The sequence below is a fragment of the Janthinobacterium sp. TND4EL3 genome (assembly GCF_900156175.1).
Taxonomy (GTDB): Bacteria; Pseudomonadota; Gammaproteobacteria; order Burkholderiales; family Burkholderiaceae_D; genus Janthinobacterium.
On record NZ_FTMV01000020.1, the window covers coordinates 51886 to 73571 of the forward strand.

General features: G+C 61.4%; 17 protein-coding genes. 8 read left to right on the top strand and 9 right to left on the bottom strand.

From position 1 onward, the window contains the following. Positions 1–74 precede the first annotated feature (74 nt). The 5 genes from BXA07_RS24860 to BXA07_RS24880 all read left to right on the top strand — a co-directional run bounded on the left by BXA07_RS24860 (position 75) and on the right by BXA07_RS24880 (position 7856). A complete protein-coding gene (locus BXA07_RS24860; RefSeq protein WP_076571880.1) occupies positions 75–1694 on the top strand; it encodes an ATP-binding cassette domain-containing protein in 1620 nt (539 codons plus the stop codon). A 218-nt stretch (positions 1695–1912) separates the two neighbouring features. After that, positions 1913–2371 (top strand): RidA family protein, encoded by a 459-nt coding sequence (locus BXA07_RS24865; protein WP_076571881.1) that lies wholly within the window; start codon positions 1913–1915, stop codon positions 2369–2371. 115 nt (positions 2372–2486) lie between these two features. Further along, a complete protein-coding gene (locus BXA07_RS24870; RefSeq protein ID WP_076571883.1) occupies positions 2487–3917 on the top strand; it encodes an amino acid permease in 1431 nt (476 codons plus the stop codon). A gap of 449 nt (positions 3918–4366) precedes the next feature. Beyond that, positions 4367–5839 carry an amino acid permease gene (locus BXA07_RS24875; RefSeq protein WP_083708519.1) on the top strand — a complete coding sequence of 491 codons (1473 nt, stop codon included), beginning with the start codon at positions 4367–4369 and terminating at the stop codon, positions 5837–5839. A 67-nt stretch (positions 5840–5906) separates the two neighbouring features. Next, positions 5907–7856 carry a S9 family peptidase gene (locus BXA07_RS24880; protein ID WP_244556399.1) on the top strand — a complete coding sequence of 650 codons (1950 nt, stop codon included), beginning with the start codon at positions 5907–5909 and terminating at the stop codon, positions 7854–7856. Positions 7857–7866: 10 nt separating this feature from the next. On the opposite strand, the gene BXA07_RS24885 is transcribed toward BXA07_RS24880, so the two are convergent. Together BXA07_RS24885 and BXA07_RS24890 are read right to left on the bottom strand one after the other, a co-directional pair. Then, positions 7867–10017: an FUSC family protein gene (locus BXA07_RS24885; RefSeq protein WP_076571886.1), complete on the bottom strand. Its 2151-nt coding sequence runs from the start codon at positions 10015–10017 to the stop codon at positions 7867–7869. Positions 10018–10107: 90 nt separating this feature from the next. Continuing rightward, entirely contained in the window at positions 10108–11796 is a 1689-nt protein-coding gene (locus BXA07_RS24890) for a M14 family zinc carboxypeptidase (protein WP_076571888.1), read from the bottom strand. Positions 11797–11948: 152 nt separating this feature from the next. On the opposite strand from BXA07_RS24890, the gene BXA07_RS24895 reads away from it, so the two are divergent. Beyond that, positions 11949–12518 (top strand): hypothetical protein, encoded by a 570-nt coding sequence (locus tag BXA07_RS24895; protein WP_076571889.1) that lies wholly within the window; start codon positions 11949–11951, stop codon positions 12516–12518. A gap of 81 nt (positions 12519–12599) precedes the next feature. Here the strand turns inward: BXA07_RS24895 and BXA07_RS24900 are convergent, their stop codons facing one another. The 6 genes from BXA07_RS24900 to purB form a co-directional block, all read right to left on the bottom strand. Continuing rightward, positions 12600–14753, bottom strand: coding sequence for a S46 family peptidase (locus tag BXA07_RS24900; RefSeq protein ID WP_076571891.1), 2154 nt, complete (start codon positions 14751–14753; stop codon positions 12600–12602). A gap of 308 nt (positions 14754–15061) precedes the next feature. Continuing rightward, a complete protein-coding gene (locus BXA07_RS24905; RefSeq protein WP_076571892.1) occupies positions 15062–15331 on the bottom strand; it encodes a GlsB/YeaQ/YmgE family stress response membrane protein in 270 nt (89 codons plus the stop codon). Between the two features lie 175 nt (positions 15332–15506). After that, positions 15507–16082: a YceI family protein gene (locus BXA07_RS24910; RefSeq protein WP_076571894.1), complete on the bottom strand. Its 576-nt coding sequence runs from the start codon at positions 16080–16082 to the stop codon at positions 15507–15509. Positions 16083–16230: 148 nt separating this feature from the next. Further along, positions 16231–16785 (bottom strand): YceI family protein, encoded by a 555-nt coding sequence (locus tag BXA07_RS24915; protein ID WP_076571896.1) that lies wholly within the window; start codon positions 16783–16785, stop codon positions 16231–16233. A gap of 196 nt (positions 16786–16981) precedes the next feature. Further along, positions 16982–17506 (bottom strand): cytochrome b, encoded by a 525-nt coding sequence (locus BXA07_RS24920; RefSeq protein ID WP_070311507.1) that lies wholly within the window; start codon positions 17504–17506, stop codon positions 16982–16984. Between the two features lie 185 nt (positions 17507–17691). Continuing rightward, positions 17692–19071, bottom strand: coding sequence for an adenylosuccinate lyase (purB, locus tag BXA07_RS24925; protein WP_076571897.1), 1380 nt, complete (start codon positions 19069–19071; stop codon positions 17692–17694). 278 nt (positions 19072–19349) lie between these two features. Here purB and BXA07_RS24930 point away from each other — a divergent pair, with 278 nt between their 5' ends. After that, on the top strand, positions 19350–19964 hold the full coding sequence (locus tag BXA07_RS24930) for a glutathione S-transferase N-terminal domain-containing protein (protein WP_076571899.1): 615 nt from the start codon (positions 19350–19352) through the stop codon (positions 19962–19964). A gap of 121 nt (positions 19965–20085) precedes the next feature. On the opposite strand, the gene bfr is transcribed toward BXA07_RS24930, so the two are convergent. After that, on the bottom strand, positions 20086–20562 hold the full coding sequence (gene bfr, locus BXA07_RS24935; protein ID WP_076571901.1) for a bacterioferritin: 477 nt from the start codon (positions 20560–20562) through the stop codon (positions 20086–20088). 422 nt (positions 20563–20984) lie between these two features. On the opposite strand from bfr, the gene BXA07_RS24940 reads away from it, so the two are divergent. Continuing rightward, a complete protein-coding gene (locus BXA07_RS24940) occupies positions 20985–21665 on the top strand; it encodes a Fe2+-dependent dioxygenase (protein WP_076571954.1) in 681 nt (226 codons plus the stop codon). Positions 21666–21686 lie beyond the last annotated feature (21 nt).

A 21686-nucleotide genomic window follows, 5' to 3' on the forward strand; every position in this document is an offset into this window, starting at 1 on the left:
TTGCACGGCCTTGCCCATCCCGCCAGCGCGCCATTGCGCCGCGCGGGTTCGCCAGCCTTGCTCAAGGAGTATCCATGCCTGCATTACTGCAACTCGACCGTCTTTCCTTCGTGCTGCCCGATGGCCGCCCCCTGTTTTCTGATTTGCAATTTACTTTTGCTCCACAACGTACCGGCCTCGTCGGCGATAACGGCGTGGGCAAGAGCGTGCTGGCGCGCCTGCTGGCGGGCCGGGCACAACCGTCTTCTGGCGCCGTGCGCCGCGACGGCAGCTTGCATTACGTGCCGCAGGAGCTCGACCCGCAATCCTATCCCACCGTGGCGGCGCTCGCCGGCATGGATGCCTTGCTGGCCGCGCTGGCGCGCATCGCCGCCGGCAGCATTGACGAGGCTGACTACGCCCTGGTGGGCGAGCGCTGGGATGCGCCGGCCCGGCTGCGCCAGGCGCTCGACGAGATCGATTTGCGCCACGTCGATGCCGACACGCCCACGGCCAGCCTGAGCGGCGGCGAACGCCAGCGCATCGCCTTGCAGGGCGCCTGGCTGTCGCAGGCGGACTGGCTGGTGCTCGATGAACCGAGCAACCACCTTGACGCCCATCAACGCGCCCGCCTGGTGGCGCAGATGGCGCGCTGGCCCGGCGGCTTGCTGCTGATCAGCCATGACCGCGGCTTGCTGCAGCACGTCGCTGCCATCGTGGAACTGTCGGCGCAGGGCTTGCGCAGCTATGGCGGCAATTACGCGCTGTATGCGCAGCAGCGCGCGCTGGAACAGGCCGGTTTTGCTGCCGCCCTGCAGGCGGAAAAGGCCGGCGCCAGGCGCGAACAGCGCGAAGCGCAACAGCAGGCGGAGCGCCAGCAGCGCAGGGTCGGACGCGGCGAGAGGGAAGGGCGCGAAGGCAACCAGAGCAAGCTGCTGCTCGACGCAAAAAAGGAGAGAAGCCAGGATAGCCAGGGCAAGCTGCGCGTGCGCGCGCAAGAGGCGCAGCTGGCGCGCCAGCAGCGCGTGATGGACGCCAGCGCCCGCTGCGCCCCCGAGACCGAGCGCCTGCTGCTGGCGCCGGACAGCCAGGTTCCCAGCGGAAAACTGCTCCTCGAGCTGCGCGCCCTGGTCTTGCCATATGGCCAGACGCAGCCACTGGACCTGGTGCTCAGCGGCCCGCGCCGCCTGGCCGTCACGGGCGACAATGGCAGCGGCAAGTCGACGCTGCTGCGCGTAATCGCCGGGCAACTGGCACCGGCCGGCGGCGCAGTGCTGTGTCCCGCGCGGGTGGCGTGGCTGGATCAGCATGCGGCAACGCGTGAAGGCGAGCTGAGCGCCGTGCAGCGCGTGCAAAAACGCAACAGTACGCTGGCGGAAGGGGCCTTGCGCACGCGGCTGGCGCTGCTGGGCATCGCCGGCACGCGCGCCACCCTGCCCAGCCACCTGCTCAGCGGCGGCGAGCGCATGAAGGTGGCGCTGGCGGCCGAACTGTACGCGCAGGCGCCGCCGCAGCTGCTGCTGCTCGACGAACCCGACAATCACCTGGACCTGGCCAGCCGGCAGGCGCTGGAGCAGATGTTGCTGCAATACCACGGTGCGTTACTTGTGGTATCGCATGACCAGGCATTTCTGGATGGCCTGAACCTTGACCCGGAGGGCTTGACTTTGCATAAAAGACAATCAAGTGAAAAGGATCACGCTCGATGCCTGTAGAGCATGCTTCATGAAACGATGCTGAATTTTGTTTGATTGTCGGTATAATCCACTGAATAACCGGGCCTATTTGTGAACTAAAACTGCTCGTTCACCAATATGATGACGTTTAATCTGGCACTGTTGTCGGTCACTACCGCGCTGCCAGGGCGTCACCCTCCGTGCCCTGCTGCGCATGAATTTTGGTTTCGCTTATATTGTTTTCTTGGAGAAATAGCATGTCGTTTTACGAAAAACTCAAAGCCCTCAACATTGAACTGCCAGTTGTTGCAGCGCCAGCTGCCGCCTACGTGATGCATGCCCGCACCGGCAACACCGTCTTCCTGTCCGGCCACCTGGCCAAGAAGGATGGCAAGGTCTGGGTTGGCCAACTGGGCAAGGATGTCACCACGGAAGAAGGCAAGATCGCTGCGCGCGGCATCGCCATCGAACTGATCGCCACCCTGCAGGACGCGTGCGGCGGCGACTTGAGCAAAGTCAAACGCATCGTCAAGGTCATGAGCCTGGTCAATTCCACCTCCGAATTCACGGAACAGCACCTGGTCACCAACGGCGCCTCGGAACTGTTCGTCGAAGTCTTCGGCGACAGCGGCAAGCATGCCCGCTCCGCCTTTGGCGTGGCGCAGATCCCGCTGGGCGCTTGCGTCGAAATCGAGCTGATCGCCGAACTGGCCTGATCATCTGAGCATGCCGGCGATAACCGCCGGCTCGCCTTTTCCTCCTTTCCAGCAAGAGCGGAACCGCCATTGGGGTGGAGGGATCGGTGTATTCAAGAAAAAACGGAGACACGTAATGAAAACGAGTGAACAAGGCTTGCACCGCGGCCTGGGCGAGCGGCAAATCCGCCTGATGGCGTTGGGCGCTGCGATTGGCGTGGGCCTGTTTCTGGGGTCCGGCAACGCGATCAAGATGGCCGGTCCTGGCATCATGTTGTCGTACATCATCGGTGGCGCGGTCATCTTCATGATCATGCGCGCGCTGGGCGAAATGGCCGTGCACAATCCGGTGGCTGGCTCTTTCAGCCGCTATGCCCAGGATTACCTGGGACCCCTGCAAGGCTATCTGACGGGCTGGAACTACTGGTTCCTGTGGCTGGTCACGTGCGTGGCGGAAATTACCGCCGTCGCCATCTACATGGGCATCTGGTTCCCCGACGTGCCGCGCTGGATCTGGGCCCTGGCGGCCCTCGGTTCCATGGGCGCCATCAACCTGCTGGCAGTGAAAGCCTACGGCGAGTTCGAGTTCTGGTTTGCCCTGATCAAGGTGGTTACCATCATCCTGATGATCGTCGGCGGCACGGGCATGATCATCTTCGGTCTCGGCAACGGCGGCGTGGCCGTCGGCATCTCGAACCTGTGGACGCATGGCGGTTTCTTCCCGAATGGCGCGCAGGGCGTGCTGATGTCCTTGCAGATGGTGATGTTTGCTTACCTGGGCGTGGAAATGATCGGCCTGACGGCCGGCGAAGCGGCGAACCCGAAGAAATCGATTCCCGACGCCATCAATTCGGTGTTCTGGCGCATCCTGATTTTCTATGTCGGCGCGCTGTTCGTCATCCTGTCGATCTACCCATGGAATGAAATCGGCACCACCGGCAGCCCCTTCGTGATGACGTTCGAACGCCTGGGCATCAAGACGGCCGCCGGCATCATCAACTTCGTCGTGCTGACGGCAGCCTTGTCGTCGTGCAATGGCGGCATCTTCAGCACGGGCCGCATGCTGTACAACCTGGCGCTGCAAGGCCAGGCGCCGAAGGCGTTTGCGGAAACGACGGCCAGCGGCGTGCCGCGCCGCGCCATCCTCGTGTCCGTCGTGGCGCTGCTGCTGGGCGTGCTGCTGAACTACATGGTGCCGGAAAAAGTGTTTATCTGGGTCACCTCGATTTCCACCTTCGGCGCCGTCTGGACCTGGGGTGTGATCCTGGTCACGCAGATTCAGTTCCGCAAGACCTTGACGCCGCTGGAAATCAAGAACCTGGCCTTCCGCATGCCGTTCGCGCCGTATGGTTCCTGGATTTCGCTGGCTTTCCTGGCGCTGGTCATCGGCCTGATGGCGTATTTCCCCGATACGCGCATCGCCCTGATGGTCGGACCGGCTTGGCTGATCCTGCTGACGGTGCTGTACTACGCGTTGGGCCTGGCGCCAAAGAACAAGCGCGATGACGTGCCGCAAGGCTACGAAGCGGGCTGGCCAGCGGCCGATGCACCGCACATCAAGAAGTAATCCACCGTCGTTGAGCTGAGCGACAAGCGCGTCACTGCCCCTGCAGTGGCGCGCTTTTTATTTCATATTGACAATTCCACGCCCCGCCAGCGCCTATGCGCGTTTCGCGGCACACGGCCGGCGTTGTTTCCTTGCATCAAAGTTCTGTTTAGCTGAGCCGGTGAAAGCCCTATAATCGCTTAGTTTTCAAAATGGACGCGATCTTTCCGGTTTTTTGCCAGGTAAGTAATCGCCAGGAAATTATTGTGAATTTATAGCAAACAGAAGTGGATGTGATGCAAGGCGCCCGGCGCGACGCAGTGCGAGCACTGCTAGCGATGGGTAACGCAGCAGCGCGCCACTTATGGAAGCTAGAAAACACAAGAATTTATTGGGGGTTACTCAAGGCCGGAGCGCTATTTGTTTTTACCCGTCGTACGAAAATACGTATGCCTCATAAAGGAAGTCTAGTGAGCCAAACCCTGGTCCAGAAACTCTGCCGCACCAAGCCGATCGATACCACGGTCGAGTATGGTGAAGGCCTCAGCAGCAGCGGCTTGAGCCGCTCCATCGGCCTGTTTTCCCTCACCATGATCGGCGTCGGCGCCACCATCGGCACGGGCATCTTCTTTACCATGGTCGAGGCCGTGCCCAAGGCGGGCCCGTCGGTCGTCCTGTCGTTCCTGATCGCCGCCATCACGGCCGGCCTGACGGCCCTGTGCTATGCGGAGCTGTCGTTCCGCATCCCCGCCTCCGGCTCCTCGTATTCGTTTGCCTACGCCACCGTGGGCGAGTTTCTTGCCTTCATCATGGCCGCCTGCTTGCTGCTCGAATACGGCTTGGCGGGCAGTGCCGTGGCCATTGGCTGGTCGTCCTATCTGAATAATTTCCTGGAAAACGCGTTTGGCTGGCACATCCCCGAGATGCTGCGCACGCCGATGATCGTTTCCGGCCCGCATGGCATGGAGTTTCACTCTGGCCACATCAACCTGCCGCCCATCTTCTTGATCTGCATGTGCGGCTTCTTGCTGCTGCGCGGCGCCAAGGAATCGGCCCTGATGAACGCCATCATGGTCATCATCAAGCTGGCGATTCTCGTGTTTTTCATCGTCATCGCGTTTTCCGGTTTTAATGCCGACAATTTCTTCCCCTTCTTCAATGCCGACAACAGCAAGGGCTTTGCCGGCATGACGGGCGTCACGGCGGCGGCTGGCACCGTGTTCTTCTCCTTTATCGGCCTCGATACGGTGGCAACGGCCGGCGACGAAGTGAAAAATCCCACGCGCAATGTGCCGCGCGGCATCCTCGGCGCCTTGCTGATCGTTACCGTGTTTTACCTGCTGGTGGCCGTGGCTGCCCTCGGTGCGCAACAGGCGAAATTGTTCGAAGGCCAGGAAGCGGGCCTGGCGGTGATCCTGCAAAACGTCACGGGCAAGACCTGGCCTGCGCTCGTGCTGTCGGCCGGTGCCGTCATTTCCGTCTTCAGCGTGACCCTGGTGACGATCTACGGCCAGACGCGCATCCTGTTTGCCGTCAGCCGCGACGGCCTGATCCCGAAATCGTTCCAGAAAATCCACCCGCGCACCCTGGTGCCTGTCAGCAATACCATCATCGTCTGCCTGGTGGTGGCCGTGGTGGCCGGTTCCGTCGATGCGACTTACCTGTGGGACATGGTCAGCATCGGCACCCTGACGGCTTTCATGGTGGTCTCGATCGCCGTGCCCGTGCTGCGCCACAAGCAGGGCGCCAACCGCATCGAAGGCTTCAGCGTGCCGTTCGGCCCCTACGTGATACCGGGCCTGAGCGTGCTGGCTTGCCTGTACATCATGCGCGACTTGCCGCATACGACGTTTGTCGTGTTCAGCGTGTGGATGGCGGTCACGGTGGCCATTTATTTCCTGTACAGCATGCGGCATTCGCACCTGGGCAAGAAGGCCCGCTAATGCAGCCTGTTCCATCTAAAACCGCCGCGCTTGCCGGCGGTTTTTTTTATTTCTAACCGGAATTTACATGATGAAAATAACTGATCTGGCCGCTTGCGGCTTGCTGGCAAGCAGTCTTCTTGGCAGCGCAGCGCAGGCTGCTCCTGCCGCCGAGCCGGCATTGCGCGACTATCGCGCCGTCGCCCTGTCGGCCAATGGCCAGCGCATCGCCGCCATCGAATCGAGCAAGGCGGGCGAGCCGCCGCAGCGTCCGCATGCGGCCATCGTCGTGCGCGACGCCGCCAACGGCACCATCGTGCAGCAATTCGACCCGTGCGCCGTGTGTTCCTACGACAAGCCCAACTGGTCGCCCGATGGCAGGCAACTGGCCTTTGTCGGCTACGACGCCAAGGCGGGCACGGCGCATCTGTACCTGGCCACGATGACACAGGCGCAGACGCGCGTGTTGACCAGTATCAAAGGCGTGGCCAGCACGGCGCGCTGGTCGCCCGACGGCACGCAGCTGGCCTTGCTCGCCACAGTGGGCGCGCGCAAGCTGGCCGGCGCCGTGGAAGCGGGTGTGCGCCAGGTGGGCGAAGTGGGCAGCGAAGACGATGCCCAGCGCATCGGCGTCGTGCCTGTCAGCGGCGGCGAGCTGCGCCTGCTGTCACCCGCCGACACCTATGTGTATGAATATAATTGGACGCCCGATGGCCGTGGTTTTGTCGCCACCAGCGCGCAGGGCAATGGCGACAGTAACTGGTGGGTGGCCAAGCTCAGCCATATCGACGCCGCCACGGGCGTCCTGCGCGTGGTGGCCGCCCCTGCCATGCAGCTGAATCTGCCTTCCGTTTCACCTGACGGCAAGACGGTGGCCTTCATCGGTGGCCTGATGAGCGACTTCGGCGTCACAGGCGGCGATCTCTACACGGTGCCGCTGGCCGGCGGCACGCCGCGCAATCTCACGCCAGACTATCGTGGCACCTTCAATGGCGTCGTCTGGCGCGGCGCCGGCTTGCTGGCAACGGCCTTGATCGATTCGCAGCTGGCGCTCGTGCCTGTCGATGCGCAAACGGGTCCCGCCCAGCCCGTGCTGCTCGGAGAACTGAGCAGCGGCGGCAGCGATGGGCGTCTGTCGTTCAGCGCCGACGGCCGGCGCGCCGCCGCAGCACAGCAGGACTTTACGCATGCGGCCCACTTGGTGGCCGGCCCCGTGGGCCAGTTGAAGAAGATTACGCATGACAATGATCACTTCACACCTCAGCTGAGCGTGCAAAACGTGGGCTGGACCAATGAGCAATACCAGGTGCAGGGCTGGTTGCTGGGGCCGATGAAGGTCGAGGCGGGCAAGCAGTATCCGATGATCGTCAACGTGCATGGCGGTCCCGCAGCAGCGGCCTCGCCGCACTACGTGGAAGCCGGCGGACAGATCCAGGAATTCACGGATAAAGGCTATTTCATCTTCCTGCCCAACCCGCGCGGCAGCTTTGGCCAGGGCCAGGCATTTACGCGCGCCAATATGGCCGACTTTGGCGGCGGCGACTGGCGCGACATCCTGGCCGGCATCGATGCTGTCCTGAAGGTGGCGCCCGTCGATGGTCAGCGCCTGGGCCTGATCGGCCATTCGTATGGCGGCTTCATGACCATGTGGGGCGTCACGCACAGCGACCGCTTCAAGGCGGCCGTGGCCGGCGCGGGCGTGTCGAACTGGATCAGTTACTATGGCCAGAACGGCATCAACCAGTGGATGATCCCCTTCTTCGGCGCCTCCGCGTATGACAAGCCCGAGGTCTACCGCCGTGCCTCGCCCATCGAATCGATCAAGGCAGCGAAGACGCCCACCCTGATCTACGTGGGCGAGCGCGACGTGGAAACGCCGGCCGCCCAGTCGCTGGAATTCTGGCACGGCTTGCGCGCCATGGGCGTGCCGTCCAGCCTGTTCATCTACGACGGCGAAGGCCATTCCTTCCGCAAGCCCGAGCACCAGCGCGACCTGCGCCAGCGCACCCTGGCGTGGTTTGAGCGTTATCTGAAATAAGCTGGCAGCCTTAGCGCGGCGCCACAATATGCACGATCGCCGCGCTATGTATCACGATCTTGTCCGCATCTGCCTGCAACAATCGGATGCGCCTTTTGACGAGCGGCCAGCCCGACCAGGCCACGTCGCTGATGGGCGGTGCGGCAGCGCTAGCCTGCGGCGCGCTGATGGCGGTCTTGTTGTCGAGCTGGTCCAGCGCGCGCGACAGGGTCAAACACACTTGCGTATGGCTGTGGCCAAGCAGGGCGTTGACGGGCGCGACGGGCAGCTGGCTGGCGTGGCGCCCCAGGATGGAGCGCAGCGCCGCCACGTGGGCCACCAACAGGTAATTTTGCACGATGAACAGGTTGATGTCTTCCACGGCCCGCTGCTTGCTGGCCGGTTCATCGAGCATGCGCACCAGCGCCGAGCTGAGCGCTGCCAGGCTGTCCATCAGGCGCTTGCGCTCGATACGGTAGGCAAAGTCGTCAAAATATTTTCCCTGCAGCAATTCGAAACTGGCTTGCATATACGACAGGTTGACGTTGAGAACCTGGCGCACGAGCCGTGGCAGGCTCTGGTATTCCCAGTTGGCCAGCACGAAGCTGAACACGGTGGCGACCGCCGCGCCGATCAGGGTATCGATCAGGCGCTCGCTGACGAGGTTCGGGTTGCTGGGCGCCACCAGGTGCATTTGCAGCAAGATCATCAGGCTCACGGCAATGGCCGTGTAGCGGTAGCGCAGATAGATGAAGGTGGGCGTGGCGACGATGGAGAGAAATAAAATGGCCATCAGCACGATATTGCTGTGCACGAAGCGGATCACGATGGCCGTGATGACGCAGCCGATGATGGTGCCGATGATGCGGTCGGCGCGGCGCTGGCGCGTCATGCTGAACGTGGGGCGCAGGATGATGACGATGGTCAAGACGATCCAGTAGCTGTGCGCCGCATACGGCAGCCAGTGGCCGATCAGTAATCCCACCGAGATGGCCATCGACACGCGCAGGGCGAAGCGGAACACGGGCGAATCCAGGCGCAGATTCGACAGCAGGGTCTTCAGTTCGTATTTCTGCTGCGACAGGAAGGGCGCCATGTCGGCGCCGCTCCAGAATGGCACGTCGGCATAGACTTTTTGCGTGGCCAGATGCAGCTCGGCGATCATTTTTAAAATGGCGCGGATCTTGTTGCGCTGCGCGCGCAAGGTGGCCAGCGCTTCCTGCGCGTTTTCTCCCTTCGCCTGCAGGCGGGCAATTTCTCCTTCGATATCGGCCCATTCCTTGTCGTAGCTGATCTGTGCATACGAGGCGCGCTTGCGCGTGACGGCATAGGCCACGGATTCGATATCGCGCGCCGCCTTGTAGGCCAGGTCGTGCAGGGATTTCAAGACATCGGAGTCGGCCAGGTGCTGGCGCAGCAGCGCGTAATCCGTGTGCGTGGAGAGGATCAGTTCATACAAATCGAGCATGCACACGTGCACCTGCACGACGATCGCGTCCTTGCTGTTCTTGTGGCTGCGCAAGATCAAATCACGCGATGCCTGCTGGCGGTCGGCCAACAGGCTTTGGTGGCGCACCAGCTTGTTGAATTGCTCCGTCAGGTTAAAACGCGTGTCGTAGAAATCGGCCTTGATGTCGATGTAGGCGGCCAGTTCGAACAGGGCTTCGGCCAGCACTTGCTGCTTGATGCGGTGGCGCAAGACCCAGGCGATGGCCATGGCGTAGGCCAGATAGATCAATCCCCCCAGCATGAACAGGCCCGCGTGGTGAAACGATTGCTGCCACGTCATCTGATGCTCCATCGACATGGTCATGATGAACAGGGCGGCCAGTTGCAAGGGCATGGATTTCTTGCCGTACACTACCATCATGCTGGCGAGGAAACTGACCAGCACGAGCACCGTCATCAGCAGCCACTGCACGGGACCGCACAGGCTGATCAACAAGGTGACGGCGCTGCACAGCAGCACGGAGGCCAGCATTTCGTTGAACTTGTGGCGCAGGGGGCTGGGCATGTCCATCAGGGTCGTGCACAGGGCGCCGATGCACACCGTCATGGCGGTGGCGCTGTCGCTGATTTCCTGGGTCAGCAAGGCCAGGCCCACCAGGCCGATGGCCACGCGCAAGCCCAGGTAAAAATAATGGCTGTAAATAAAGGTGCGCAGGTTCAGTGCGTAGTGCATGGGATTACCTTGTGGGTAGGGCACAGAAAGAGGCGCCGCACCGGGGTCTCCGGTGCGGCGCCAGGATGTTGCAGTCGCTACAGCCTTGATTTACATCAGGGCAATGACGGGATATCTCCGCCACTCGGGTTCGGCAAAGCGTTGGCAGTGTTCAAAAATGAAGTCGAGCACGGCTTCCTGATTGCTCAGCAAGGCCGGATTCGCTGCTTTCCATTCGGCAAACTTGGCCGCCAGTGCGGGTTCGTCGCGCAGCAGTTCGGACGCCATGTCTTCGAACACATAATCGGAGAACGCTTCCTTTTTCTCCAGCACGCTGTTGAAGAAGCCCCAGCGGAAGAAGCTGTCGTGCGCCTCGGGTTCCAGTGTTTCCACGGCATAGCGCGCGTTGTCCTGGTCCAGGCTGATGACATAGTCGCCCGCCTGCAAGGTGAACTGTCCCGTGCGCGCTTCCAGTTCCACCGTATCGTGGAACATGTGGCCTTCGTAGGCCGTGGCGCGCGTGCCGACGTTGGCGATATGGTAGTAGCGCGCCGTTACCGTCTGTTCGGCGGTGATACGACTCATTTCGACGCCATTCCAGCGCAGCCGCTCGATGACTTCGCGCCAGGCTTGCGGCACGACATAGGCTTTCGGCGCAGCCACGGTGACGTCCGCATCGAAGCGGTTGTAGTAGGCGATATCGCGTTCCCACGGCTGCGAGCGGTCGTACGACAGGCGCTGGTAGTCGCCCAGGATACTCGGCGTGTATTTTGCCGCATAGCCCTTGAAGGGGAAGGTCGACGGTTGCGCTTCGTTCATGCTCCAGTGGATGGGCCATTCGGCTTGCGTGCGTCCCGCCGCCTTGGCTTGCGCGCGCAGTTGCCTGATCTGCTCGCCGTGCTCGATGGTAAAGGCCATGGTGATGTCGAGCAGGGCGCGCATGGACGCGTAGCGGTCGGCAAACGGCTTGAGCATGTGCGTTTCCGGCATGAAACCGATGACGTGATGCAGGGCCGCAAAACCGGTCGAGAAACGCGGTACTTCGAGGAATTCGGCGATGCCGTGGTCGGGGCTGTCCTTGACGGGATTGACGTACGGGCAGGTGGGCCAGCCGGCGCTTTCCATCTGCGCAAAGATGTGCGGCAGCATGGTGTCTTGCAGGAAGGGACCGAGGCCATTGCCCAGCTTGTCCGTCTGCGTGTGGATCAGGGTCATCGTGTACGGGTAGTCGGCGCCGTTCGACGTGTGCGTGTCGACCATCACGTCCGGGTCCCAGCTGGCCAGCAGGCGGTTGAACACTTGTGCGTTCAGGCTGTCGCATTTGATGAAATCGCGGTTCAGGTCCAGGTGGCGGCTGTTGCCGCGGAAACCGAATTGCTCCGGGCCATCCTGGTTCACGCGCGAGGTGTTGGCGCGGTTCAGGCTGCCGTCGACGTTGTAGATCGGAATGAACAGCAGCACGGTGCTGCCCAGCGCGGCCAGGCGCTCCGGCTGCGTGCACAGGTCGCGCACGATGGCCATGCAGGCGTCGATGCCTTCCGGCTCGCCCGGGTGGATGCCGTTATTATTGAAGAACACGGTGCGGCCCGCGCGCTTGATTTGCTCGCGGTCAAACACGCCGTCCGCGCTGACGACGCCAGCGTGGATGGGCACGCCCGAGTCGGACAGGCCGATCTGTTCGAAGTGCAGCACCTGCGGATAGCGTGCGGCGAGATCTTGATAGAAGGTGATGCATTCCAGCCAGGTCGTGGTCTGGTTGTGGTTACCGAGTTCGTAGGTCGTGCGCAAGTCTGGTGGCATAGCGGTCTGAGTCTGGGAGGGGGAAGGCGCGCTGGGTAAGTACGCCCGCTAGGGGCCAATTGTAGCACCGGCGCCCTGGCCTTGATGCGCAACAGCAGGTGATCGCCGGACTTGTGTTATGAATACGTTTCAGGCGCAAGGATGGAGGTGGCATGAGCAAGACGGCGATGGCGGCGCTGCTGTGGTGGGCTTGCCTGGCGGCGCAGGCGGCGCCGCTGCGCTTGCCGGCGGGCAAGGAGCCCGTGGTGCAGGGCGGTTCCGTCACGGCTACGGCCCAAGGGGCGCGGATACGCTACCGGGGCTGGCTGCTGGCCGTTGATGAAGCGCAAGCCGATGGCGCGGCCGATGCGGTGTTGATCTCCGGTAATGCCCGCCTGGCGCCGCAGCTACAGATCGGCGCCAGGCCACGCGCCTTGCCCCTGTGGTCAAGCTTCGAGTTGATCAAGGGCAGCACGCGCTTGCGCATTACGGCGCTGCCGGGATGGGATGAGCTTCCCGCGCTGCTGCTCGACTTTGGCGATGGCGATTACCGCATCGTGATTCCCGCCGCGCGCATCGAGCGCCATGCTTATCCCTTGCTGGCGCAGCGTTTTCCCGGCGCCGACCTGGCCCTGCTGCTGCAGGATGGCCGGAGGGTGATGCTGCCGCTGGGAAAAGGCAGCGCACAGGTGTTTGGCGAGGAGCAGGCCGTGCCTTACCGTTTTGCCAAGGTAAAACGCTAGGCGAAAAAAAGCCACTCCCGCGGGAGTGGCTCAGGGAACAACCGCCCGTTGCCGGGCTTATTAGTTGTTGTTATCCGCGAATTACTCGGCGCCCATTTCTTTCAGCAGGTTGTCCGCGTGGTCGATGTGTTTCATGTTCCACAGCATGTAGCGCAGGTCGACCTGGATCGAACGGGTGTTGGCCTTGTTGTAGTCCCAATCGGAAATGATCGAGTCCAAGGTGCCGTCGAAGGCCAGGCCGATGAATTCACCTTTCGAATTCAGGGCAGCCGAACCGGAGTTGCCGCCGGTGATGTCCAGGGTGGCCAGGTAGTCGACCGGCACGGTTTTCAGCTTCGGATCGACAAATTTGCCGAAGTCCTTGGCTTTGATCGCGGCCAGTTGTTTCGCTGGTGCATTGAACTCGCCTTCGCCCGTGGCTTTGGCGACAATGCCATTGACGGTGGTGAAAGCGGTCCAGGTGGTGCCGTCGGCGCCATGGTCACGGCCGGCAACTTTGCCGAAGGTCACGCGCAGGGTGCTGTTGGCGTCAGGATAGACGGCTTGGCCCTTGCTCTTCATGAAGGCGATCTTGGCTTTCATGTAGTTGGCGTAGGCTTGCTGGATCTTGCCTGCCAGTTCTTCGTCTTCCGCTTCGTTTTTCAACGAATCCGGGTACATGGCGACGGCGGCCTGGATGAAGCTGTCCTTGCTGGCCTGGAATTCGGCTGGCGTGCGTTTCAGCCATGCTGCGCGCTCGGCCTTGTCGCCCAGCTTGCTGCCGGCATACAGTTTGTCCAGGGCGGCGGCCAGGTCCGCTTGCGACATGCCATCCTTGATGCCGATGGCGGCGTCGAAGCTGGCGCGGCGCTGTGCTGCCGGTTGCGCGGCGTACTTGGTCAGGCTGTTCAGTACCAGCGCCTTGTCGACTTTTTCATCGTAGGTGCGCTCGACCGAGGTGATGCCCGCTTCCAGGCGTGGCAAGTCGCGCGTCTGGTAGCCGGACTTGCGTTCCGTATCGGCCTTGGTGCCTTCGTTGGACAGGCGGTACAGGCTGCGTGCCGTGTTCAGCAGGCGTGGCTGGGCGTAGCCCAGGAAGAAATCGCGCTTGGTGTCGGCGTCGCGCTCGGCGATCAGCTTTTCCACTTGCTCGATGTCGCCGGCAAATTCCGCCTTGCGTGCTGGCGTGGCGTTGACCCAGGTTTTCAGGGCGGCGTGTTCGGCCGTCTTGCGCGCCAGGAAGTCGCTGCCGGCGTAGGAGTCCAGCATGCCTTGGCGGTTCTTGTAGTAATTGTTCACGCCAGCCACCTGGCCCGCGTACTTCAGGGCAACATCCTTGTTGTCCTTGGTTTCGCGCGCGATGATGGCCAGGGTTTCGCCCGACGCTTTCACGAAGGCCGGGTAGTTCCAGTCAAACGTGAAGGCCACTTCCGATGGCAGGCGGTGACGGTTGGTGCGGCCAGGGTAGCCCAGCGCCATGACGAAATCGCCTTCCTTCAAGCCATCCTTGGCCAGTTTCAGCACGTGTTTTGGCTGGTATGGCACGTTGTCCTTGCTGAAGTCGGCAGCTTTGCCGTCGCGGCTGACATAGGCGCGGTAGAAACCGTAGTCGCCCGTGTGGCGCGGCCACATCCAGTTGTCGGTGTCGCCGCCGAATTTACCGACGCCGGCCGGAGGCGCGTGTACCAGGCGCACGTCGCGGATTTCCAGTTGCTTGATCAGGTAGAACTCCAGGCCGCCGTAGTAGCTCGACACGGTGCAGCGGAAACCGGCTTCTTTTTCGCATTCGGCGACCAGTTTCTTCTGGTTTTTCTCGATCGCGTCGATGCGCGCCTTGCCTTGCAGCTTGGCCACGTCGGCGGTGATGATCTTGTCGCTGACATTGGTCACGGCCGAGGTGACGAAGATGCGGCTGCCTGGGGCGGCCGGCAGTTCTTCAGCGAACGTCTTGGCCAGGAAACCGTTGGCCAGCAAATCGCGCTCCTTGGTGGAATTGACCGCCACGCTGTTGTAGACGCAATGGTGATTGGTCGCAACCAGGCCTTGCGGCGAGACGAACGAGGCCGAGCAACCGCCCAGGCTGACGATGGCGCCCATCGGGAATTCGGTCAGTTTGGTCAGGGTGGTCGGATCGAGTTTCAGTCCGGCTGCCTTCAGTTCCTTGGCTACTTGTGGCAGCTGTTGGGGCATCCACATGCCTTCATCGGCGTGTGCGAAGTTGCTCAGGATGGCGAGCGCGATTAGAGATTTTTTCATTCGAGTTCTGTTCTTTTTCATGTAGGGAAGTCGGAATCAGCTGCGTACCCAGTGGTTTTCTCAGCGGGCGACCTAGAGTATCCGTATCGAACTGTGACTAGTCAATGACATTTTCCTCAGGGTATGCTGGGGAGTGATGCATTTAGGGAAATATTTTATGCCACGGTGCAGGGCAAACCGGGCTGCCAGGGCGCATTTTTCCGTGCCAGCGACTGTGGTATTGTCCAGACAATTGTCTTGGTGGCAAGAAGAATGGCCGGGTGCGTGTGCGGCCCGGCCATTTGCGGATGGGCGGCTGTTTTGCCCGCCTAGCGTATTTTGCCTCGGCGCAAAAGATTCACGATGCCCAGCAGGATCACGGCGCCCAGGAACGAGACGAGCAGCGAAGACAGGCTGAAATTGTCACTATTGATGGTGCCCGTGCCGAACAGTGGCGCCAGCAGCCAGCCGCCGAGGAAGGCGCCGACGATGCCGACGACGATATTGAGGAAGATGCCTTGTTGCGCATTGGTTTTCATGACCATGCTGGCCAGCCAGCCGATGACGCCGCCAATAACAATCCAGATAATGAAATTCATGTAATCCTCCGCGCGATGGATGAGTAGTAGTGCCATGTCAGAAAAACATCATGGAAAATTGATACTGATGCCGCACGATAGAAAAGTCCAGTGAAAAGTCGACATGCTTTCTGGCATGAAAAAGCCCGCCTGGCTGCGGGCAGCGAGGCGGGCTTGTCATGTGGCAAGGTCGTGCTTAGTCGGCCTTGATCGCTTCCACCTGGATGGCCAGCTTGACTTCCGGCGAGAACGCCGGCATGCCGTAGGTCAGGCCAAAGTCGCTGCGCTTGAATTCCGCGCTGGCATCGGCGCCGCACACTTCACGCTTGTAGCGCGGGTGCATGATGCACTTGAATTTGCTCACGTTCAGCTTGACGGGCTTGGTCACGCCCAGCAGGGTCAGTTCGCCATCGACTTCCACCAGCTGCTCGCCGTTGAACTTGAACGACTTGCTCTTGTAAGTGATTTGCGGAAATTTTTCGACGTTGAACATGTCCGCTTTTTTCGCGTGCGTATTCATGGCGTCCAGGCCGAAATCGATCGAATCGGCATCGATGACCAGGTCCAGGCTGCCGCTCTTGGCGGCGCGGTCCAGGGTCACGGTGCCCTTGGACTTGTTGAACTTGCCACGCCACACGGACAGGCCCATGTGATCGGCTTCAAAGCTGGGGAAGGTGTGCGTCGGGTCGAGGTTGTAGGTGTCGGTAGCGGCCATGGCCGAACCCGCGCCGGCGGCTGCCAGCATGGCGATCATCAAGTGCGAAAATTTCATGCAGATCCTAAAGTTGAACAGGTTGTGGGGTTGTTTTTGGTAACGCCTGAAAAACGTTCAGGGCAAGGCGCCTTGCCTGGTGCGGTCCGAAAAGCACAAGGTGGAAAACCAGGCAAGAGCAACGCAGCCATGGACGTTTTCTCAGGTGTTACTGAGCAGCGACGTGGAATTTAATTGTGACCTCGTCGGCAACCATGCTCGTGTCCTTCCACTCGCCTTCGCCGATGTTGTAGGTCAGGCGCTTGATGGGCAGGGTGCCGTCAAACGCGTATTTGCCGCCATCGGCCTTCACCGTCAGGGGGAAGGTCACGTCCGTGGTCTTGCCTTTGATGCTCAGCTTGCCGGTGACCGTCAGCTTGCCCGCACCGGCGGCCTTGATGCTGCTCGAGACAAAGGTGGCTTTCGGGAACTGGGCCGAGTTGAACCATTCCTTCTTGGCCACTTCCTTGTTGTATTCCGGGTCGCCGATATCGATGCTGGCCGTCTCGATCTCCACCGACGCCTTCGAGGCGTCCGGCGTTGCCGGGTTGTAATCGATGGCGATATTGAATTTCTTGAATTTCGCTTCCACGGGCACGTTCATTTGCTTGAAGACGGCCGACACGCTGGTCTTGGCGGAATCGACTTTCAGCAGGGTGGCGGCGGTGGCGGCCACGGATAGGCCCAGCAGGGAAGCGAGGACGATGCGTTGGGTGGTTTTCATCTTGTTTTTCCTGTGTTTCAGTGAGCAAAGCAGATTGAGGCGGACTTGGAACGCCGGACAAAACCGTAGCGAGCGGAAGTGCGGCTCGGCGCCCCCGTTGGTCCGAGAAGCGGAACTGTGCTTGGCACGGGGCCGCCGAGGCAGTGAGCATCGCAGGCCGCAAATCGCGACGCGCAGTAGGTTTGGTTCGACGTTCTTAGGGCAGCATGCGCTTAAGCACGCCATCGCGGTCGATGAACTGGTGCTTCAGCGCCGCCAGCACATGGGCGGCCACGGCGGCGGCCATCGTCATGTTCAGAACATAATGAATTTCTTTTAAGAGCGGCTTAAGCTCCGGGTTCGGCGCCATGATGACAGGCAGTTGGAACAGGCCCAGGTAGACCACCGGCACGCCGGCGGCCAGGGTGTACAGGTAGCCGGAGATGGGCACGGCGAAGATCAGGATGTACAGCAGCACGTGCATGGCGTCGGCCGCCTTTTTTTGCCAGGCAACCATGCTGGCCGGGTGCGGCGGCGGCACGTTGGCCTTGCGCCACAGCAAGCGGATGGCGGCGATGGCCAGCACGGTCACGCCCAGCCATTTGTGCCAGGAGAAATACTTGAGCTTGGTGGGCGTCAGGCCGGGAATGTCCGTCATGACCAGGCCCATGACAAAGGCGCTGATGATCAGCAGGGCGGTCAGCCAGTGCAGGATGATGGCGGTGGTGGTGTAGCGTTGCATCGGCGGCTTTCTTGAATGTAGTACGTATTAGGACTAATTCAGCCTAATGTACCAAAGAAAAGCAAATTGCGCTGCGTGCTGCAGATTCTACAAGAAAGCGTGCGGGAAAAACTGCGGGGCGGGCAGCATTTGTGTGCTGGCCGCCCCGCGGGAGCGGGATCGGATGATCCCCGTGTGGAAACTGCTTAGATGGCTTTGGCCAGTTGCGCCGCGATACCGATGTAGTTGCCCGGCGTCATCGTCAGCAAGACATCCTTGGCGTCCTGCGGAATGGCCAGGCCGTTGACGAATTCCTGCAGCGCTTCCTTCGAGATGCCTTTGCCGCGCGTCAGCTCTTTCAGCTGCTCGTACGGGTTTTCGATGCCATAGCGGCGCATCACGGTTTGTACGGGCTCGGCCAGCACTTCCCAGGTGGCGTCCAGGTCTTGCGCCAGGCGCGCGTGGTTCACTTCCAGCTTGTTCAGGCCGCGCAGGCAGCTGTCATACGCCAGCAGGGTGTAACCGAGGCCCACGCCGATGTTGCGCAGCACGGTCGAATCCGTCAAATCGCGCTGCATGCGCGAGACGGGCAGTTTTTCCGACAAATGTTTCAAGACGGCATTGGCCAGGCCCAGGTTGCCTTCCGAGTTTTCGAAGTCGATCGGGTTGACCTTGTGCGGCATGGTCGACGAGCCGATCTCGCCCGCTTTCAGCTTTTGCTTGAAGTAGCCCAGCGAGACATACGTCCAGATGTCGCGGTTCAGGTCCAGCAGGATCGTGTTGGCGCGCGCGAAGGCGTCGAACAGTTCGGCCATGTAGTCGTGCGGTTCGATCTGGATGGTGTACGGATTGAAGACCAGGCCCAGGCGCTGTTCGATGACGGCCTGCGAGAATGCCGGCCAGTCGAAGCCGGGGTAGGCCGACAGGTGGGCGTTGTAATTGCCGACGGCGCCATTCATCTTGCCGAGGATTTCCACTTGTGCGATGCGTTTCACGGCGCGCTGCAAACGGGCCACGACGTTGGCAAATTCCTTGCCCAGGGTGGTCGGGCTGGCCGTCTGGCCGTGCGTGCGCGACAGCATCGGCACGTCCGCATTGTCGTGCGCGATCTGCGTCAGCTTGGCCACCAGGCCGTTCAATGCCGGCAGCATCACGCCGTCGCGGGCGGCCTTGAGCATCATGCCGTGCGAGGTGTTGTTGATGTCTTCCGAGGTGCAGGCGAAATGGATGAATTCCGAGGCCGCCACCAGTTCCGGCACGTCCGCCACTTGTTCCTTCAGCCAGTATTCGACGGCCTTGACGTCATGGTTGGTGACCGCTTCGATGGCCTTGATGCGGGCCGCGTCGGCTTCCGAGAAGTCGGCCGCCATCTTGTCGAGCAGGGCGGTCGCTTCTGCCGAGAAAGGCTTGATTTCGGCGAAACCGGCTTGCGACAGCGCTTGCAGCCAGGAGATTTCCACTTTCACGCGGTGGTGCATGAAACCGGCTTCGGACAGGATCGGGCGCAGCAGATCGGTCTTGCTGGCGTAGCGGCCATCGAGCGGAGACAGGGCCGACAGCGTGGAATACGGAGTAGTAGAAGTCATGAGAGCGGACGCAAGTTAAAGAAACGGTTGGCGCGTGGCGCGCGGGGAGGGCAGGGCTATTGCAATACAGCAACACTGACGGCGCCACAGTAAAGGGCGATTTTACCACCGCTGGGGGCTTGCCAGCCGTCCATCGGGCGCCGGCGTACCGCAATCTGGCCGAATCCGGCCCCGATGCGGCATGCCTGCCACACTGGGCGGTGGGCCGGGCGCGCGCTGCCAAAAGGCGGCGCCCGCCGATGCTATACTGCTTGCTGCTCCTTTACCTTAAAGTACCTATGAAACTGATCGGCTCCCTCGCCAGCCCGTATGTCCGCAAAGCCCGTATCGTACTGGCGGAAAAAAAGCTCGACTATGTCTTCGAGCTGGAAAACGTGTGGGTGCCGGAAACCCGCATCGCCCAGGCCAACCCGCTGGGCAAGGTGCCCTGCCTGGTGATGGAAGATGGCAGCACGCTCATCGATTCGAAAGTCATCGTCGAATACCTCGACACGCTCACGCCCGTCTGCAAGCTGCTGCCGGCCGGCGGCAATGGCCGCGAGCGGGCCGATATCAAGAACTGGGAAGCGCTGGCCGACGGCATCCTCGACGCGGGCGTGCTGGTGCGCCTGGAGCGCACGCAGCGTCCGCCCGAGCAGCAAAGCGCGGCCTGGATCGCGCGCCAGCTGGACAAGGTCACGCTGGGCCTGGCGGCGCTGGAAGCGCGCCTGGGCGAGAGCGCCTATTGCGCCGGCAAGAGCTACACCCTGGCCGACGTGGCCGTGGGCTGTACCCTGGGCTGGCTCAGCTTCCGCTTCCCGGAAATCGACTGGCGCGCCGATCACCCGGCGCTGGCGCGCCTGTTCGACAAGCTGTCCGAGCGGCCATCGTTCAAGGACACCGTGCCGCAATAAGGCGCGGACGTAAAAAAACCGGCAGTTGCCGGTTTTTTTATTTCACCACCAGGGTTACGACGCCTGATAAAACCGTCGCAGGCCGCCTATGCCGACGCGCAGCAGGTTTTATCAGGTGTCATCACTCCTCAACGGCCATCTGGCTTTGCAGGTAGTTCTGGATGCCGACCTTGTCGATCAGGTCGATCTGCGTTTCCAGCCAGTCGATATGCTCTTCCGTGTCTTCCAGGATCATCAGGAACAGGTCGCGCGAGACGTAGTCGCCCGCTTTTTCGCAGGTGGCGATGCCTTCCTTGACGGTGGCGTGCGCGGCGCGTTCCAGTTTCAGGTCGCAAGCCAGCATTTCCGGCGTGTTCTCGCCGATCAGCAGCTTGTGCAGCGCTTGCAGGTTAGGCAGGCCGTCGAGCATCAGGATGCGGTCGATCAGCTTGTCGGCGTGTTTCATTTCGCCGATCGACTCTTCGTATTCCTTCTTGCCCAGCTTTTCCAGGCCCCAGTGCTTGTACATGCGGGCATGCAGGAAATACTGGTTGATGGCGGACAGTTCGTTGGTGAGCTGTGCGTTGAGCAAGCGGATGACTTCTTTATCGCCCTTCATGGGAATTCCTTTGTTCTGTGTCGCGTTCGATGATGATACCGGAGGCTGCTGACGGCCACGGCCGGGTGGCGCAAAGGCTGCCTGGTGGCGCGCAGCTTGCCGGTTTCGCTATGCCCGCATGATAGCGCAAAATGTCGGCGATTTCGGGTGCTAAACGGCATTTTGCCGTCTATTTAACGCAAAAATCGTGCGAATAAAACCCATTCTCAAGTGGATCCCTCCACTTTTCCGTTTTTTATTTGTTAAGGAAAATGAAGGCCATTCTCATTCGCGTTCATGGCGCCGTTTGTGTGCGGCCCGCGCACTGGCGCGGCGGCATGGAAACGGTGGACATGTTTGCGCCATTCTTGCTTTTGGCTATTCTGGCCGGGCAATGGCAGTGCGATAATCAGTCAGCGATTTTTACGGAAAAGGATAGCAAGATGATGCTGCATATACCCGGCGTGCTGACGCCGGAACAGGTGACGCAGTTTCGCCAGCGCCTGGCGCAGACGGACTGGGTCGACGGGCGCGCCAGCGTGGGCGCGCAGGGGGCGCAGGTCAAGCGCAACCGCCAGCTGGCCGAAGGTTCGCCGCTGGCGCTGGAGCTGGGCGAGATCGTCAGCCGCGCGCTGATGGCCAACCCGCTGTTTTTTGCGGCCGTGCTGCCGCTGCGCATCCTGCCGCCCTTCTTCAACAGCTATGCGGGCGGCCAGCACTATGGCCTGCACATCGACGGCGCCATCCGCACGCCGAAAAACGGCATGCAGTCGATGCGCGCCGACGTCTCGTCGACCGTGTTCCTCAGCGAGCCGGACGAGTACGAGGGCGGCGAACTGGTGGTGGTCGATGCGTATGGCACGCATGAAGTGAAACTGCCGGCCGGCGATGTGATCGTGTATCCGTCGAGCAGCGTGCATCAGGTGCTGCCCGTCACCAGCGGCGAGCGCATCTGTTCCTTCCTGTGGACGCAAAGCATGGTGCGCGAGGACTGGAAGCGCAGCATGCTGTTTGAGCTTGATCAAAACATCCAGAGCGTGCGCGGCGAGCACGGCGATTCGCCGGCGACCGTGGGGCTGACGGGGCATTATCACAACCTGCTGCGGATGTGGGCGGAGATGTAACGGGAAACGCGCATGGCGGCG